Raw genomic sequence first — 16,493 nt, 5'->3', positions numbered from 1 at the left:
GCCCTCGCGGCCTAGTCGCTATTTAGGGCGTCCAAGATTTGGGACGCAGTTCAGCACGCGCTGCAGGGTCTTTTTGCATGTCATGTTTAGTTGTTACCAACACCTTAGATAGCGGCGACAACCTCGATCTCGACCAGACCGCCAGCCGGAAGAGCGGCAACCTGGAAAGCGCTGCGCGCGGGGAACGGGGCCTCGAACTTGGAGGCGTAGATCTCGTTTACGGCAGCGAAGTCGGCAATGTCAGCCAGGTAGACTGTGGTCTTGACGACATCGGCAAAGGTGGCGCCGGCAGCGGTCAGCAGGGCCTCGACATTAGCAAGGGACTGCTTAGCCTGGGCCTCGACACCCTCGGGCAGCTTGCCGGTCGCGGGATCGATGCCCAGCTGGCCGGACAGAAACACCATGTTGCTGGTCTGGATACCGGGGGAATACGGGCCGATGGCTGCGGGTGCGTTATCGGAAGACACGACGGTCTTGCTCATGTTTTTCTCCTTACAAGTAAAAGGGAACGGGAGCGCGGCGTTCACACCGGGAGGCACAGTTCGGTCTGAACACCGCGCTTGATTGGGATAGTACTCAAGGTTTCCGCGCGATGCAAGATTATTATCACGTTGCGAGAATATTTTATCGCCCAACGGTTTCCCCGGACCGCTGAACGGTTCTCATGTGAAGCAGCCAGTCCAAGCTGCTGAAGACTTTATCCCGCTTAGAGCACGGGCATCGCCTGCCGCGACGGCACCACTATACTTTTGAGTATCTGAGCATTTTGAAAGGCAGGATATGACCGCAACCGCCAGTCGAACCACCAACCGCAGACCCGAACTCTTGGCCCCCGCCGGAGGCCCGGAGCCCTTTGCCGCCGCGCTCGCCGCCGGGGCAGACGCCATCTACTGCGGCATGGGCAGCTTCAACGCACGCCGCAAGGCCACCAACTTTACCGACGAGGCCTTTGAGCAGGCCTGCCGCGCCGCGCATCTGGCCGGCTCGCGCGTCTACGTCACGGTCAACATCGTCATCAAGGAATCCGAGATGAGCGATGCGCTGCAGCTCATCCATCGCTGCTCCACGCTGGGCGCCGACGCCTTCATCATCCAGGACTGGGGCCTGTTCTTTGAGGTCAAGCGCACGATGCCCGGCATCGAGACGCATATCTCGACCCAGGCGAACATCCACGACGACCGCGGAACCCTTTGGTGCCGCGAGCAGGGCGCCGACCGCGTGACCCTCTCGCGCGAGCTTTCCATCGACGAGATTGCCGCCATTCACGATGCCGCGCCCGATGTGGACCTTGAGGTCTTTAGCCATGGCGCCATCTGCTTTTGCTACTCTGGCCTGTGTCTGCTTTCGAGCTTTGCCATGGCGGGACGATCGGCCAACCGTGGCATGTGCGCCCAGCCCTGCCGCTTGCCCTACGAGCTGATCGACGAGAACGGTCGCTCGCTCTCCCCTGCCGGTCGCGAGCGCGCGCTGTGCCCGCGTGACACCAACACTTCACAACTTGTTCGCCGCCTGTATGACGCCGGCGCCGCGTCGCTCAAGCTCGAGGGCCGCATGAAGGCGCCCGATTACGTGTATTCCATCGTCGACGTGTATCGTCATCAGATTGATGACATGCTGGCCGGAACCACCGTTGCCAAGGACGAGAAAGACGCCCGCCAGCGCCAGCTCAAGCGCTGCTTTAACCGCGACTTTACGCACGCCTATCAGGACGGCACCTCGGGCGACGAGATGATGAGCTATGAGCGTTCCAACAACCGCGGCCAGATCGTGGGCACGGTGCTGGGCAGCCGCCCGGCCAACCGCGATGTGCGCGGCCTCAAGCCCGACGACCGCCGTCGCCGCGCCGCCATCGCCCGTATTGAGCTGTTTGAGCCCGTGGGCAAGGGCGACCTGCTGGAGCTTCGCCACGATAACGAGTTTGACCAGTTCCTGACCGCCATTGCCGCCGATGATGCCGCAGCCGGTGAAGTCATCGAATGTCGCGTACCCCGCAGCATGCCCGAGGGCTGCCGCGTCCGCGTGATTCGCAGTCAGCGTGCCATCGACGCCGCCGGCGCCGCGCTCAAGCGCGATGTGCTGCGCCGCCGAGCTGTTGATGTGTCCGTCGTGGCGCGTCTGGGCGAGCCGTTTACCGTTACGCTCACCTGCTGCGACGACCCTTCGCTTACGGCCACGGCCACGGGCTTTACCGTCGAAGCCGCCAAGACCCGTGCGGTCGAGGCGTCCGATCTGGTTGAGCACGTCGGCCGCATGGGTTCCTCTCCCTTTGAGGCTGCGAGCTTTGAGGTGGCGCTCGATGAGGGCTGTGGCATGGGTTTCTCCGCCGTACATAAGGTGCGCGCCGCCGCTTGCAAGGCGCTGGAAGAGGCCATTCTGGCGCCGTACGCGGAGCGCGCGAAAACGCTCGAGCTGCCGGCGATTGTCACCAGTGATTCCCGCCCCGCGCCCGCGCACTACCGCGACGAGCCGCAGATCTGCGCCACCGTCACCACGCTCGAGGCTGCCGAGGCAGCCCGCGCGGAGGGCGCAACGCGCATCTACATGACCACCGACGTACTCGACGCGGCCGGGCTCTCCCCCACCGACGCATTTGAGCAGGGTATCGTGCCCGTACTCGACGAGGTCTGCCGCGCCGTTGACCACGTCCGCGTTGACCCGTGGGTTGTTGTCGGTGCCACGGTCGCTATTGGCAACATCTCTGAGCTTGCCCTGGCCGCCCAGGTTGGCGCCACGGCCGAGATTCGCTCTTGCCTGCCGGTTCATAACACGCCCTGCATGGAAGCGCTTGCCGAGCGCGGAGCCGGTGCGTTTTGGCTCTCGCCCGAGATCACGCTCGACGAGATTGTCTCGCTCGGCGCCGCCGCGCCCGCGGCGCTGGGCATCACCGTCTTTGGCCGCCCGCGCGTCATGACAAGCGAGCATTGCATTCTGCAGGTTGCCAACGGCTGCATCCACGATTGCGCCAACTGCCGCCTGCGTGCCCGCAAGCTCTCGCTCAAGAATATCGACGGCAAGGTCATGCCCGTGCGCACCGACATCCATGGCCGCTCTCGCTTGTACGACGCCTACCCCATCGACCTTACGCCGCAGGCACCACAGCTGCTCGACGCCGGCGTGCGCCGTCTTATGGTGGACGGCACGCTGCTCGAGACGGATGAGGTGGGCCGCGCCGTCGCACGCGTCCGCCGCGCCGTCGAGGCCGCACAGGCCGGCCGTAAGCCCGCCGCCCGCCTGCGCGGGGCGACCTCGGGCTGCATGTTTGTGGGAATTAGCTAACCGAAAGGCTTACACGTGAACGAAGAACCTCAAGTCCTCTACTGCGACGCCTGGCTCATGGCCATCGACAAGCCCGCCGGCATGATCGTCCACGGCGACGGCACCGGCGAGCGCACGCTCACCGACTACGCCAGCGACCTGCTGCTGGCGATGGGCGACGGCTTTGCCGCGACCGACATGCAGCCGCTCAACCGCTTGGACCGTGACACCACCGGCGTGGTGCTGTTCTCACTCGACAAGCAGACGCAGCCCGCCTTTGACCAGATGATCATCGACCACGCGTTCGAAAAGCACTACCTGGCGCTGGCCGAGGGCAAGATCGACTGGAACGAAAAGCTCATCGACAAGCCCATCGCCCGCGACCGCCACGATAGCCGCAAGATGCGCGTCGGCGCCAGCGGCAAGCCGTCTCAAACGCGCGTGAAGGTGCTCAAGCGTCTTAAGAGCCGTCGTGGCCTGCCCACGCGCTCGTATATCGATGTCGAGTTGCTCACCGGCCGCAAGCACCAGATCCGCGTACATCTGGCCAGCGAGCGCCATCCCCTGGTGGGCGATGACCTGTACGGAACGCCGCGTCCCTGCGGCCTCATGCTCCATGCCCACAGCGTGTCCTTTACGCATCCCGTAACCGGCGAGCACATCCACATCGAAGCCCCCTGCCCCTGGGGGCCCTAAACCACCACAAAGGGGACAGGCACCTTTATGGTGGTTTTGCCGCGATGGCTCTGCCGGATTCCCAAACATCTCGATCTGTAACAGCTAAAGCCCATTTTGCGGTCTATCTGTTACAGATCGAGACATTCGAATCCCCTCAAGGGAATAATCTCAATCTGTAACAGTAACTCGGCAAAATCAGTCCCAGATGTTACAGATTGAGACAAAGGGACGGCGCGGTTCGTAAGTATCTCGATCTGTAACACCTAGCCCACTTTTAACGGTCCAGTTGTTACAGACTTAGACAAACCGGCAGACAACGAAAGCGGCGACGCCCGTGATGGACGTTGCCGCTTTTCTATTGAGAAAACTACTCGGTTTTCGTTACTAACCACCACAATGGGGACAGGCACCTTTGTGGTGGTTTTGGCCTTGCCCCGCCGCTAGACCGTGATGACGTTGTCCATCGTCTGGTACTTGGCAGGCACCTCGCCCGTGGTGATGATCGTCGCGTCGCGGAAGTCCGCGAACTTGACGGGTGCCACCATGCCAAATTTGCTGGCATCAGAGATTACGAAGCGTTTGGCCGTATGGCGCATCGAGATGCGCTTGACCTGTGCCTCCTCGATATCGGGCGCCGTGAAGCCCTGCTCGGCGGCAATGCCGTTAGAGCCCCAAAAGCCGCAGTTGAAGTTGTAGCGGTCTAGAGTTGCCAAGGCATCGGGGCCAACGAGCGCCTCGGTCTCGGGTTTGAGCTCGCCGCCCAGCACCACGGTACGCATGCCGCGCAAAGCGAGATGCTGAGCATGGAGCACGGAATTAGTCACATAGGTGACCCCTTCGAGATGCGGAAGATGCTCGATGAGCCTGAGCGTCGTCGAACCCGAATCGATGTACACAAAGCTCTCGGGCTCTACCAGCGCCGCCGCACGGGCGCAGATACGTTCCTTGTCGTCGTTATGGAGATCGCTGCGCTCATTAAGCGTTAGGTCGCGCGTCACGTGCGCGCGCTCAAGGCTCGTCGCCCCACCGTGCACCTTGGCGATACGGTGTGCGCGATTGAGCGTCTGCAGGTCGCGCCGAATGGTAGACGCCGTCACGCCCAGGGCTTCGGCAAGCTCCGGCACGGTAACCGAGCCGGTCTGCTGAACCATCGACACGATCGCGTTGAGCCTATCTTCCGCTAGCATCGCTTACTCCTCCTCGGGGTACACGACTCCCCAGTCGGCGCGTAGCTTGGTCATCAGCTCCATAACATCAGAAGCATAATCCAGCAGCTCACGCTTAGAGTCGTCGCCGGCAACGGCCTTCTCAAGATCGGCCATCTCATAGCAAAGGGCGTAAGCCTCGGTGCCGGCGTGGACCTCCTCGCGGTGGCCGTCCGCAGTCCACACGATGGTCGCGTGATCGGCGCGCGGATACTCGTTGACCTCGATATAGCACTTATCGAAGCTAATAATCGAGCGCTTGGGTTGCTTGGAGTGGAGCGTGAGGCCCACAACACCCAGCTGCTGCTCGGCATTACGGCAGACGATGCCGCCCGCAACGTCAACACCGGTCTCACAGGTGTTGCCCAACGAAACGACCTCAATGGGCTGGCTTGCCATAAAGAGACGCATGACGGACAGGGCATACACGCCAATGTCGAGCATGGCACCGCCAGCAAGGTTGCGGTTGTAGAAGCGATTGGTCAGATCGCCGTACTCCTTGTAGCTACCAAAGTTGAGCTGGGCGAGGTTCATGCGACCAAACTCGCCGGCATCCATGCGACGGCGCAGCTCTTGATACAAGGGCATATGAAGCACCGTGGTGGCGTCCATGAGGACGACGTTGTGCTCGTCGGCGATGGCACGCGCCTCGTCGAGCTCAGCGGAATTGAGGGTAATGGCTTTCTCGCAGAGCACGTGCTTGCCGGCGGCCAGCGCGTCACGCAGATAGGTGATATGCGTGTTGTGCGGCGTGGTGATATAGACGGCGTCGATGCCCGGATCGGCGTAGAGGTCCTCAACCGATTCATAGACCTTCTCGATGCCATACTGCTCAGCAAAAGCCTGAGCCTTGGACAGCGTACGGTTGGCGACGCCCGCAAGCTTGCGGCCGGCAAGAGCGAGAGACTGGGCCATCTGGTTGGCGATAACGCCGCACCCGATCACAGCCCAACGAAGCTCGGGAGCCGTAAAGATATCATCGGGGAATGGCTTGTCCTGGACCGAAGCGAACGCTGCTTTTGCGGCTGCCGCGGAGTCGAGTGGAGCCTGCTTGGAATCTACCATATGTGCCTCCTGTGTCATAGAACGTCTTGCATTTCGGATAGCTCTATATTCGCACAAACACGCGCGTTTGTGCGCGTGTTTGCGTATCTCACCGCTAAACGGTCATTTTTATCCCGTAAACGGCGCATCTATACGCATATTCACGCAATCCCACGCACGCAAATACGCACAAATGCGAACCGGGCATTGCTCAGAGACAGGGGCTTATGCTTAGAACTCAAAAGACAGGATGATCCGCTTCGCCTCGTCGCTCATGGCGCGCTGCAGCTCTAAGGACCGTCCCAAACTGCCGACAGAAAAGGAACGTTCCAAACTGCAGACAGAAAAAGAACGTCCCCAGGCGCCGGCATTTCAAGAGTACTCATTTAAGTCTGTCCCCAATGAGTGGGAGTAATCAGAGACCCTTTGCGAGGGAGGCCGGACGTGGCCTTCCTCGTTTTTATTCATGGACTATAGTCCGTGCCGCGCGGCACGCGCGGCATAGAAAGCCACCCGCTCAGCGGGTGGAGGCCAATTTCCGCTACGCGACAAAAACCTTCCCCCTAGCATGAGGATTGTTCAGGTCATCATACTAGGGGGAAGGTGATTGCTGTGGCCCAGAAAGCCAACAGCCTCGCGTACACGAAATGGCTGTGCAAGTACCGCATCGCACCGAGGTCAAGCTCATCGCCGCCATCGTCGAGAAGCACCCCAAGGTGCGCTTTGCCGCGAGCCGCACCTCGGCCCACGCCGACCTCTACGACCGCATGGAGCAGGCCCTGTGCGAGCGCGTGGCCAACGCGGTGGAGGTCGTCCGCTCCGACATCAGCCCCGCGCTTCTTGTCCACACCGGTCCAAACCTCGTGGGTGTGGCGGTCCAGGGACTCTAGCGGAGGCGGGGCGTCCTGCCCCAAAAACAAATGCAAAAGACGAGCACTTCTTGCCGCTCAATTGGCAAGAAGCGCTCGTCTTTTCTTAACGCGTTGTATGGCGGAGAGAGCGCAAGTTACGCGAGCGCCCTTCTTGCCAGCTCGGCCGCGCCGAGGATTCCTTGGTCGCCGCCGCAGCCCGGGGCGCAGATGTAGCTCTCCATGTCCTTAAGCTCGGCGGTCTGGATGTAGCCACCCAGATATTCGAGGGTCTTCTTGCGGACGATGCCGTAGAGCTGCTCCTGGTGCATCACGCCGCCGCCGAGGACGATGCGGCGAGGCGAGTACATGAGCACGAGGTTCGCGCACATCTGCCCCAGATAATCCCCCTCGAGCGCCCACACCTCATCGTTGTCCGCGAGCTCGGCCGCGGGCTTTCCCCAGCGCGCGGCGATGGCGGGGCCAGAGGCGAGCCCCTCGAGACAGCTCGCGTGGCTCGGGCAGACGCAGCGTCCCTCCTCGGTGGGACGGGTCCTTACCAGCATGTGACCGGCCTCGGGGTGCAGCATGCCGTGAAGGAGTCTGCCCGCGCACATGACGCCCGCGCCCACGCCGGTGCCGATGGTCACGTAGACGGCGTCCTCGAGCCCCTTGCAGCAGCCGAAGACCACTTCGCCGAGGCAGGCAACGTTCACGTCCGTGTCGTAGGCCACCGGAATCCCGAGGGCGTCGGCGAACGCGGCGCGAAGACCATGGCCTCGCCACGCGAGCTTGGGCGTCTGGAGGATGGAGCCGTAGCGCTCGTCGTTGGGGTCGACGCAGGTCGGGCCGAAGGCGCCGATGCCCAACGCGTCCACATCGCGGGCGGTGAACCACTCGATCATCTGCGGGACGGTCTCGGCGGGCGTAAGCGTCGGGGTCTCCATACGGTCGAGGACTTCGCCGTCGCCGGACACCACGGCACAGACCATCTTGGTCCCGCCGGCTTCGAGGGCGCCGAGCCTCATTTGCTTTTCGCTCATGTGATCCTCCTTACAAAGGGACGCCCGCAGTCATGGTCAACCGCGGGCGCCCATAACGTTGGCTTGTTTCGAGGCGACCCTACCTGGGCACGCGGTCCTGCCTTGCGGCAAACGGGGCGAGCACGGCGTGCGGCTCGCTTTGGTACCAGTAGGCGACGGTGGAGATGTCGTCCTCGCGCTCGTAGAGCTTGATGTCGTCGTTGCCGAGGTCCTGGAACGTCACGCGCAGGTCCTCCTTGAACGAGATCGGGTCGGGAAGGTGCCACCTGTAGAGGCCGTGCCTGGGCAGCGCGTCGTCGCTAGTCGCGAGCGTCGGATTCGGGTTCGGCTTGCCCGCGCTGAAGCGGTCGCGCGTGGCGTCGCGCGTCGAGCGGTACGGGTAGCCGGCGAACAGCGTGTTGAAGCACTGCGCCTCGGGCAACGCGTGGGGCGGCCTGTCGAGGAAGGCCCAGGCACCGCCGAAGTAGTCCTCGGCTCCCGTCGAGGTGACCGTGGGGAACTCCTCGTCGCCGTCGAGGAAGAACTTCATCTCGCCCTCGCCCCACCAATAGCGCTCCAGGGCGCACAGGGCCATGTAGGTGCCGACGTAGTAGCCCTTGCCGCGCACGCCGTCGAGCACGGTGTAGTCGACGCCCCTGCGGGTGCTGCGCTCGCGGTTAAAGCGGGCGTGGAAGTACATGGCGTCGTCCGGCACGTCGGTGAGCGCGTAGTTGAACGTGTAGAAGATGTACTTAATGAACCCGGGGTGCTCGCTCGTAAGCGTGACCTTGGCGTGCTTCCTGAAGGGCATCTCGAAGTAGCAGTTCATGCCGCCCGTCGGGTTCACGCAGATGGGCATCGAGTTGACGATGGCGCGCTCACCGAAGCCGTTGCAGAAGAAGTCGCCGACAGGGCACTCGACCGAGGGGGTCTCCTCGTCGTCCCAGTAGAAGCGCAGCACGAGGTCACGCATGACGAAGCTGCCGGCGGCGGTCTTGTCGGGGACGGTCATCCAGATGTGGCGGATGATGCCGGGGCCCTCGATGTCCGCGAGCGTGATGGTCTCGCCGGACTCAAGGGGCACGCAGCACGAGCCCTTGCGGCCGACGCCGAGGTGGCTGGCCGACATGGCGGCGCGGCCCTTCTCGCCCGTGATGTTCTCGGGGGTGATGGCGCGGCTTTCCTCACCGCCGTGCATCCACACGTCCTTAAGGAACTCTCTCATCGTCGACCTCCTCTATTCGTCGTCTTCGCACTCGGCGGAACTGGCACCGTTCACGTAGACGATCTGCTGGCGCGCCTCGTCGACGAGGGCGTCGAAGTCGAGTTTCTCGTCGGGGCGCGCGAGCGCGACCGTCATGGCGAGCGGGAGGTTGACACCCGCGATCACGTGGATCCGGTCGGAGGCGAAGCGGGAGAAGCGCTGGTTCACGCTGCCGCCGAGCGCGTCGGTAAGGACGACGACCTCGTCAGTGCCCGAAAGCGCCGCCTCGACCGCCGCGTCGAGCCCCTCGCCGTTGTCGTTCACGTAGGCGCACACGGCGTTGACGGCGTCGCTCTTACCCGTAAGGAACTCGAGGGTGTCCTTGAAGCCCTGGGCGAGAAGGGAATGGCTCGCCACAACTATCTTTCTCATTGATTCACCAATCTCTTGGGTCGAAGCTAGGCGAGGATGCCGGCGGCGGAGGCGACCATCGCGAGGACGATCACCACGAGGATGAGGGCCGTCATGCTCGCGTTCTTCTTGGTAAGAAGGTAATACGCGCTTCCCGTGATGGCGGCGGGGATCATGGCAGGCAGGATCTTGTCGAGCAGCGGCTGAATCTCCATCGAGACGTCGCCGAAGCTGAAGCTAATCGGGCAGGTGACGCCGATGACCGAGGCGATGAGGCAGCCGACCACGGTGAGGCCGAGCACGGAGGCGGCGGCAGTGAGGTTGGGAAGCTTCTCGCTGAAGTCGGTGACGAGCTTCACACCCTGCTTGTAGCCGAACTCGAGGGCGTGCATGCGGACCCAGAAGATGGCCAGGATGAGCGCGAACCAGATGCCGGCTCCCACGGGGTTGCCCTCGATGGCCATATAGGCGGCGATGGAGCCCATGATGGTCGGGATCATGGTCATGAGCAGGGAGTCGCCGACGCCGGCGAGCGGTCCCATGGTGCCGATCTTCAGGTCTTGGACGGCGTCCGCCGCCGCGAGGCCGTCACGCTCCTCCATGGCCACGCAGGCGCCGAGGATGATGGCGGCGAGCCAAGGCTGGGTGTTGTAGTAGCGGAAGTGGTTGTTGAGCGCTTGCTTATAGTCCTCGTCGTTCGTGTAGATCTTCCTCAGGATCGGCGAGAGGGCGTAGGCGACCGAGGCGCCCTGCTGGGTCTGGTAGTTGAAGGTGCACACGCTCATGAGCCAGCGCCAGTTCGCGTTGCGCAGGTCCTTCTTGGTGACCTTATAGCCGGAGGGCTTGCCCTCGACGGCGGTGATGTTCTCGTTTTCCATGGTTACTCATCCTCTCCGATGAAGGCGTCTGCGGAAGCGTGGGCGGCGAGCTCGGTGTCCCTCTCGGCACGCCGGTAGAACGCGATCGCGAGGGCAACGCCGACGATGGCGGCGCCGATGATGGGCACGTTCAGGAAGGCCGAGAGGAAGAAGCCGGCGAGCAGGTACTGGAAGTACTTGCCGGTGGGCATGTAGCGGAGCAGCATGGCGATACCGATGGCCGGGAGCATCTTGCCGGCGAGGGTGAGGCCGGAGAGGAACCACTGGGGCATAACCTCGAGGAGCCAGTTGACGGCGGGCTGGCCGAGGGTCACGGAGACAAAGACGGGCAGGGCGGCGCACAGGCCGAAGAGCGCGGGGCAGACCCACAGGATGGCGTTCATCTGATTGAACTTACCCTCGTTGCAGAACTTCTGGGACTTCTCGACGACAAAGCCGTTGAGGATCTTGGCGACGACGTCGAGCTGGATGCCGAGCATGCCGACCGGCAGGCCGATGGCGAGGCCCGTGTCGGAGCCCAGGGTCACGCCGTAGGCGGTGGCGATGATGGCCATCGTGCCGTAGTCGGGAATGGAGGAGCCGCCGAAGCCCGCGACGCCGAGCTGCATGAGCTGAATGGTGCCGCCGATGACAAGGCCGGTCTTCCAGTCGCCCATGACGACTCCGGTGATGAGGCCCCAGAAAACGGCGTAATTGACGAAGATCATCGGGATGCCGTAGTAGTCCACGTGCTTGATGAAGGCCAGCAGGGTCAAAAGGACGACCTGCAGGATAGTGAAGTTGACCATGATCCCTCCTTAGATGAGGTCGGCGACGGAGACGGGCTTGTCGGCGGGCACGAACTGTGCCGTCACCTTGACGCCGCGGGCGATGAGCGCCTTGTAGCTCTGGACGTTCTCGGCGGAGGCATAGGCGCGCTGGGTGAGCTGGACGCCGCCCTCCTTGACAAGAGAGCCGCCGACGATCAGCGACGGGAGCTCGATGCCCGACTCGACCAGGTGAAGGATCGTCTCGGGCTCCTTGGCGATGACAAAGACCTTCTCGCGGTCGTACTTGCCCGCCGCGAAGTTCTTGAGCGCGGTCTGCTCGGAGATGATCGAGACGGCCATGCCCGCGGGGCGCGCCATCCTCATGGTGGACTTCAGGACCTCGTCGCCGGCGACCTTGTCGTCGATGACCATGACTCGGGTCGCGCCCGACACCGGGGCCCACTGCGTCACGATGATGCCGTGAAGCAGGCGATTGTCGATTCGTGCCATAACAACACTCATGTTTGCTCCTATCAAATGAAGTTTTGCGTTCGGTACTGCCTCGGCACTATCCGGATTCGCGCCGGGCAAGGGGTTATCGAATTATTGAGGACGCGCGGTCAGCTTGCGGCGGCGCGGGGAAGGTCACTCGTCGAGCAGGAGGTCCGAGGAGCCGAGGCGCTCTTCTCGCGCCGGGGCGGCGCTCACGCTTATGTAGTCGAAGACATATGCGATCTCGCTTACGGGAACCTCTACGCGATAGCGCGTCGAGATGCTCGAGAAGCTCTGCCTGAAGGACTCGATGAAATCGGCGCGTTCCTCCTCGAAGCGGTCCTGGCCAACGTAGGTCTCAATGGGGTTTCTGGTAACAAGGCGCTCGACGAGACAGCAGAGGTGAACGTAGAGCCCAATGATGGCGTTGCTGCCGATCTTCTCGCCTGTCCTGCGCTGAAGCTCGTGCACGGCGCTCTCGATCTCATGGAATAGCCGCTCCGGGTCGAGGATGGTGATGGAGCGGATGACGTTCTGCAGCGTCATGTTCGAGAGCAGCTTCTCGTGGAAAGAAGAGAGCTCGGAAGCGTCAAGCCACCTGCCGAACACGGCATCAACCTTAGAGGCGGACGCCGTCGACATGATGTCCTCGAGGGCGACGAAGGGGACGGAGGCGACCCCGGGGTCTCCCGTGCCGATGACGGCGCAGACGCGGTGCTCGGAGAAAACGGCGTCGTTCGACCCGTTCGCGACGAGCTGCTTGAAGGGCCTCGTGAGCAGGCGCGCGCCTATGGTGCGCGGGAGGCTCTGCGAGACGAGCTGGCGTATCCTCTCCGCGGCTTCGACCCCGGACTCGGAGCAGAAGACGATGGCGTCCTCACGGTTGACGCGCTCGATCACCTTGCAGTGCGTCACGCACGCGGCGGTCGCATCGCCAAGAACCTCGGCGATGGACTTGCCGCCGAGCAGCCCGACCCCGATCTCGAGCGCAAGACCGGTAGAGACGTTGTTCACCACGCCGATAGTGGAGTCGGTAACGTTCTCGAGAGCCTTATAGGCCTCCTCCAAGGAGCCCATGTCGACGAGGAACACGACCCCGGTGCAGTAGGAATGGCGGTCGACGAGGCGCTGGAGCGGACCGACGATGTCCTTCAGCTGCTGGTCGTAGGGCATGTCGACAGCCTCGTACACATGCATGCCGAGCATACGGTTCGCCGCGTCGGCGATGCTCGTCGCCGTCGAGTAGCCGTGGGACAAGATGACGCAGAGCGTCCGAAGGGCCTTCGCATCGCGAGACTCCGATGCGACGCACAGCGTCAGAAGCGTCTTCGTGAAGTGATCGAGCGAGATTCCCAGCGCCCCTTCCACGTCTGCGGCGACCTGATCGGAGACACTCGAGGCAAACGGCAATTCGGAGGTCACGGCACCGAGGAGATGGGAGATTTGCTCCGCACAGGCAGACTTTCGCTTAGCCAGGCCGATACCCGGCCACAACTGCAGGCAAATCTCCTGGGCCAGTAGAAAAGCGACCTTCCTCGAAAGCTCGATGCCATAAGAAGAGCCTGCGTCGGCAAGGACCGCGCCCACGACGCGCTCGAAGGCGCGCGACCTCGAGGAGGCGACGCCGTGGTCGAAGATCAAGTGATCCTCAACGCCGCGCACAGCGGAGACAGCTTGCGAGACAAGCTCGGAGACAGAGAGCTCCCCGGCGCAGAATCGCTCATCGAGGGAGCACAGGGCATCGAGCGCCTGCTCGACCGGCCCTGTGCTCTCGGCGGCATCCAGAGACGCGTCGATCAGAACGCCATCGTCGGGCTGTTGATCGATCTGCGTGGAGGAGAGGAGCCCGCTGGGAAGAAGATACGGGCGAACGACGACGTAGTCGCCCTCGCGATTGAGGAACGCTTTGGCGCAGCAGTTCGTCACGCAGGCGCGCAAGCCGGCGATGTTATCGGAAAAGTCCGCGTTCACGAGGCAACGGTATGCGCCGCGGCTGATCTTCACATCAGAACCGATTCGGCACCCCTCGCTGCGCAGGAAGCTCAAGATGAGATCCTCGCGCTCCTCGGGGGTCCGCTCCTTGAGTGAGGGGACGCGGGCACAGATGGGCATTTTGCTGTAGGCCGAGGAAACCTTCAGGTCATCGGCGGAAAGCGTCGTCGAAAGAACGAGGCGAGCGCGCGGCGCATCCTGGGAGGCATCGAGCCCGAGGGCCGTCGCAAGGCAGCGCTCCATCGCAGAGGGAGAGAGTGTCTCGATGCCGTTGACAAAGACCACACCCCCGTGCGATTTCGCGATCGACTCGTCAAGAAGCCCGTTGAACGAGGCGGCGTCCGGGACCCCGGCACAGTCGATGCGCACATAGGAGGAGTCGCGGGACAGCAAGCCTTGGTTCTTGCCGTACTCGTACACAAGGCGAGAAAGGAAAGACTTACCGACACCCACGCCGCCGCTCAAGAGGATGGGCAGGCCAAACGGAGGGTACTGAACCGCAGCCTTGCACTGCTCGACAACGGAGCTGAGGCTCAGGTCGAAGCCCACGGCACGCGCGAAGTCGCGGTGATCGGCGATTCCCGTCGCCTGGATGAGGTCGGCGAGCGAGGCGTACTCGCTTGCAGAGAGCTTTACCTGAAAACGCTTCTGGAACGCGCGGCGATGAAAATAACGGACAGGCCTGCCCGCCACCTTAACCACAAGGCCGGCGCGAACAAGGTCGTTGAGGTACTGGCTCGCCAGGCTCCTGGAGATGATGAGCGTCTCGGCGATGTCGGAGGTGGACAGACGGGCAAGGTCGTCGAGCGAGACGGCAGAGGTGAGGGCCTCGAGATGCTCGAGAATCCTGTCCCTCATGTCGACGGGTTTCTTTGCCAAGCTGTCCTGTGCGGTCTTGTCCATGACTTCTTACCTCCTTGTACAAGGAGTATAAGGGGAACACAGAGAACGGAAGGGGGCGCGTGGGGGAATCAACAGCCCCGAGGAGAAGTTCACCACTTGAGGGGCAGAAAACAACGGCCATTGAACATTCAGGGCCGACGCTCAACACTTCGGCTCGACACTTCGCTTTGGAAAGGGCCCTGCGCGCCGGGGTCCCAACATAAAGAAGGGCCCCGGTGCGCAGGGCCTAAAGCTTAACCATGCGCGCGGCGATGCGGGCGCAGTCGCAGGCGGCCTTCTTCTCGAAGGTGTTGTAGTCGACAACCTGGCCCTCGGCGCTGGGCTTGTCGCTGATAGCGCGCACGACGACGAGGGGCACGCCGTTGAGATAGGCGGCCTGCGCGATGGTGCGGCCCTCCATCTCGCAGCACAGGTCGCCGAAGGTCGCGAGGATGCGCTCCTTCTGTCCCGCGGGCGAGACGAACTGGTCGCCGGAGACGACACGGCCCTTGAGGACCTTAATGTCGGGGGCGACGGCGGCCGCGGCGGCGCACGCCGCCAGTAAGGGCCGGAACGGATCGCGCAAGATCAAGGCGTCGCCCGGGAGGTCGGGCGTTACCGTCAGCCGGCGCCGCGTCTGCCGCATCATGAGGGAGAACGGCCTGGCCGGCGCATACGGCAGGAAGAGGTTCAAGGTGCACCCCGGGACGGTCAACGAGGCCGACGTGCCCAACGTCGTCGCGCGCGGCTTCGGCGGCAGGGCACCGTGCACCCATATAAGCAGCGACTTGGCCTGCGTGCGTGTCGGGGCGTCATGGAACTACGTCTGCCTGCTCGTCGACCTCTGCAACGGGGAGATCGTCGGCCACTCCGAAGGACTGAGGAGGGACGCGCGAGCTCCGAGCCAAGCTCTTGGATTACGTGCACTGGTACAACAACTTCAGGATCCACTCGACGCTGGGCTACATGTCGCCGGTCGAGTTCAGGGAGGCGGGGCCGTCCCCCCCCCCCCCGAATCGTCCAAATAAGTGTTGCCAATCCATAGCCAATCCAGCCACCATCTCCGCGAAGGCGGACGTCAGGAAAAGCTCGGCTTGAGCTCGGTCGGACGCGGTCTGTGGGGCATCATTCAGGCTCAGGGGGTCTCCTTGTCTTCTTCGGTCGCAACCTGAATAATAGGGACGGCCCCTTCTCTCTTTCCCTTTCGTTTTCGACGCGTCACCCTCTCGGCGGGCTTAAGGCCCGCGCTCGCGGGTGCAGGGGCTACGCCCAAACCCCAAAAACGTAACGCCGTGCTCGAAGCGTTTCCGGACGTCAGCGTAATCTCAAATCCCGTTCGTCAACTCATGGGCAAGCCACCTGAGACTACTCATTTCTCCTACTGGCAATGAAGACCTGCGACCTGCAGTTTTGCAAACTGCTTGAAAGCCACCTGCGTTGATTCACTTCCTATTGCAGCTGGCGACTTGGACGCGAAAAGGCATTTGAGTTTCAAAACGGGCGTTTTCGGCGCTATCGAGCCTCCAAAGGCATCCCGCCGCGCCCTTTGGGACAAAAACAAAAACTCAAAGCCCTGAGTTCGAAAATAGTTTTTGGAGTTGTCCCGACTTTTGTCCCCGAAGCCGACGAAACGCGACAGGGTGTCACCTGGCGGCACTCGATTCGAGACGGCACCGAAAACTGGATGCAACCGGAATGACAGGACGGCAGAACCGAAGCCATCGAGTAGGGATAGAAAAAGGCCCGGGTGCCATGAACTGCCTCCCATTTCTTGGACATGAGAGACGATATGAGCAGGACATAAAACATTGAGAGCCCCTGCTGCATGAAAGA

At 62.6% G+C, this 16,493-nt stretch carries 16 protein-coding genes and 1 pseudogene; 5 read left to right on the top strand and 12 right to left on the bottom strand.

Annotation, left to right across the window (positions count from 1 at the left end):
• Positions 1–104: 104 nt before the first annotated feature.
• Positions 105–482: a Rid family detoxifying hydrolase gene (locus DWX63_RS10615; protein WP_117843684.1), complete on the bottom strand. Its 378-nt coding sequence runs from the start codon at positions 480–482 to the stop codon at positions 105–107.
• A 298-nt stretch (positions 483–780) separates the two neighbouring features.
• On the opposite strand from DWX63_RS10615, the gene DWX63_RS10610 reads away from it, so the two are divergent.
• The gene (locus DWX63_RS10610) at positions 781–3,276 is read left to right on the top strand and encodes a U32 family peptidase (RefSeq protein WP_117843683.1); all 2,496 of its coding nucleotides are present in this window, start codon (positions 781–783) and stop codon (positions 3,274–3,276) included.
• A 15-nt stretch (positions 3,277–3,291) separates the two neighbouring features.
• A complete protein-coding gene (locus DWX63_RS10605; RefSeq protein ID WP_233514540.1) occupies positions 3,292–3,951 on the top strand; it encodes an RluA family pseudouridine synthase in 660 nt (219 codons plus the stop codon).
• 422 nt (positions 3,952–4,373) lie between these two features.
• On the opposite strand, the gene DWX63_RS10600 is transcribed toward DWX63_RS10605, so the two are convergent.
• Together DWX63_RS10600 and DWX63_RS10595 are read right to left on the bottom strand one after the other, a co-directional pair.
• A complete protein-coding gene (locus DWX63_RS10600) occupies positions 4,374–5,120 on the bottom strand; it encodes a DeoR/GlpR family DNA-binding transcription regulator (protein WP_117843681.1) in 747 nt (248 codons plus the stop codon).
• A gap of 3 nt (positions 5,121–5,123) precedes the next feature.
• Positions 5,124–6,203, bottom strand: coding sequence for a Gfo/Idh/MocA family protein (locus tag DWX63_RS10595; RefSeq protein WP_117843680.1), 1,080 nt, complete (start codon positions 6,201–6,203; stop codon positions 5,124–5,126).
• 626 nt (positions 6,204–6,829) lie between these two features.
• Between DWX63_RS10595 and DWX63_RS10590 the strand changes: the two genes are divergently transcribed.
• The gene (locus DWX63_RS10590; protein WP_117843679.1) at positions 6,830–7,072 is read left to right on the top strand and encodes a hypothetical protein; all 243 of its coding nucleotides are present in this window, start codon (positions 6,830–6,832) and stop codon (positions 7,070–7,072) included.
• 116 nt (positions 7,073–7,188) lie between these two features.
• Here the strand turns inward: DWX63_RS10590 and DWX63_RS10585 are convergent, their stop codons facing one another.
• The 8 genes from DWX63_RS10585 to DWX63_RS10550 form a co-directional block, all read right to left on the bottom strand.
• On the bottom strand, positions 7,189–8,073 hold the full coding sequence (locus DWX63_RS10585; protein WP_199407873.1) for an ROK family protein: 885 nt from the start codon (positions 8,071–8,073) through the stop codon (positions 7,189–7,191).
• Between the two features lie 79 nt (positions 8,074–8,152).
• A complete protein-coding gene (locus tag DWX63_RS10580) occupies positions 8,153–9,277 on the bottom strand; it encodes a glycoside hydrolase family 172 protein (protein ID WP_199411197.1) in 1,125 nt (374 codons plus the stop codon).
• A gap of 12 nt (positions 9,278–9,289) precedes the next feature.
• Positions 9,290–9,688 (bottom strand): PTS sugar transporter subunit IIA, encoded by a 399-nt coding sequence (locus tag DWX63_RS10575; RefSeq protein WP_055287011.1) that lies wholly within the window; start codon positions 9,686–9,688, stop codon positions 9,290–9,292.
• Between the two features lie 26 nt (positions 9,689–9,714).
• Positions 9,715–10,545, bottom strand: a complete 831-nt coding sequence (locus DWX63_RS10570; RefSeq protein WP_117843678.1) for a PTS system mannose/fructose/sorbose family transporter subunit IID — start codon at positions 10,543–10,545, stop codon at positions 9,715–9,717.
• 2 nt (positions 10,546–10,547) lie between these two features.
• Complete coding sequence (locus DWX63_RS10565; RefSeq protein WP_117843677.1) at positions 10,548–11,333, bottom strand: PTS sugar transporter subunit IIC; 786 nt, start codon at positions 11,331–11,333, stop codon at positions 10,548–10,550.
• A gap of 9 nt (positions 11,334–11,342) precedes the next feature.
• Entirely contained in the window at positions 11,343–11,816 is a 474-nt protein-coding gene (locus DWX63_RS10560; protein ID WP_055287016.1) for a PTS sugar transporter subunit IIB, read from the bottom strand.
• 123 nt (positions 11,817–11,939) lie between these two features.
• Positions 11,940–14,681, bottom strand: coding sequence for a PRD domain-containing protein (locus tag DWX63_RS10555; protein WP_117843676.1), 2,742 nt, complete (start codon positions 14,679–14,681; stop codon positions 11,940–11,942).
• Between the two features lie 226 nt (positions 14,682–14,907).
• Positions 14,908–15,183: a hypothetical protein gene (locus DWX63_RS10550; protein WP_233514541.1), complete on the bottom strand. Its 276-nt coding sequence runs from the start codon at positions 15,181–15,183 to the stop codon at positions 14,908–14,910.
• Between DWX63_RS10550 and DWX63_RS11695 the strand changes: the two are divergent.
• Both DWX63_RS11695 and DWX63_RS11555 read left to right on the top strand, forming a co-directional pair.
• A pseudogene (locus DWX63_RS11695) lies at positions 15,113–15,289 on the top strand (hypothetical protein); the annotation flags it as partial. The gene DWX63_RS10550 and the pseudogene DWX63_RS11695 sit on opposite strands and share 71 nt — an antisense overlap.
• Before the next feature lie 292 nt (positions 15,290–15,581).
• Positions 15,582–15,758, top strand: coding sequence for an IS3 family transposase (locus tag DWX63_RS11555; protein WP_233514539.1), 177 nt, complete (start codon positions 15,582–15,584; stop codon positions 15,756–15,758).
• A gap of 280 nt (positions 15,759–16,038) precedes the next feature.
• Here the strand turns inward: DWX63_RS11555 and DWX63_RS11550 are convergent.
• The coding region (locus DWX63_RS11550) for a hypothetical protein (RefSeq protein ID WP_233514538.1) at positions 16,039–16,493 on the bottom strand (455 nt) is incomplete at its 5' end.

It is taken from the genome of Collinsella sp. AF20-14LB (assembly GCF_003459505.1).
Classification (GTDB): domain Bacteria; phylum Actinomycetota; class Coriobacteriia; order Coriobacteriales; family Coriobacteriaceae; genus Collinsella.
Note: the sequence above shows the minus strand (reverse complement) of the source record. Positions and strands in the feature narration are given on the sequence as shown.

Coding starts and splice junctions, on each gene's coding strand:
- DWX63_RS10615 (WP_117843684.1), bottom strand. CDS start 482: ATGAGCAAGACCGTCGTGTCTTCCGATAACGCACCCGCAGCCATCGGC.
- DWX63_RS10610 (WP_117843683.1), top strand. CDS start 781: ATGACCGCAACCGCCAGTCGAACCACCAACCGCAGACCCGAACTCTTG.
- DWX63_RS10600 (WP_117843681.1), bottom strand. CDS start 5,120: ATGCTAGCGGAAGATAGGCTCAACGCGATCGTGTCGATGGTTCAGCAG.
- DWX63_RS10595 (WP_117843680.1), bottom strand. CDS start 6,203: ATGGTAGATTCCAAGCAGGCTCCACTCGACTCCGCGGCAGCCGCAAAA.
- DWX63_RS10590 (WP_117843679.1), top strand. CDS start 6,830: ATGGCTGTGCAAGTACCGCATCGCACCGAGGTCAAGCTCATCGCCGCC.
- DWX63_RS10585 (WP_199407873.1), bottom strand. CDS start 8,073: ATGAGCGAAAAGCAAATGAGGCTCGGCGCCCTCGAAGCCGGCGGGACC.
- DWX63_RS10580 (WP_199411197.1), bottom strand. CDS start 9,277: ATGAGAGAGTTCCTTAAGGACGTGTGGATGCACGGCGGTGAGGAAAGC.
- DWX63_RS10575 (WP_055287011.1), bottom strand. CDS start 9,688: ATGAGAAAGATAGTTGTGGCGAGCCATTCCCTTCTCGCCCAGGGCTTC.
- DWX63_RS10570 (WP_117843678.1), bottom strand. CDS start 10,545: ATGGAAAACGAGAACATCACCGCCGTCGAGGGCAAGCCCTCCGGCTAT.
- DWX63_RS10565 (WP_117843677.1), bottom strand. CDS start 11,333: ATGGTCAACTTCACTATCCTGCAGGTCGTCCTTTTGACCCTGCTGGCC.
- DWX63_RS10560 (WP_055287016.1), bottom strand. CDS start 11,816: ATGAGTGTTGTTATGGCACGAATCGACAATCGCCTGCTTCACGGCATC.
- DWX63_RS10555 (WP_117843676.1), bottom strand. CDS start 14,681: ATGGACAAGACCGCACAGGACAGCTTGGCAAAGAAACCCGTCGACATG.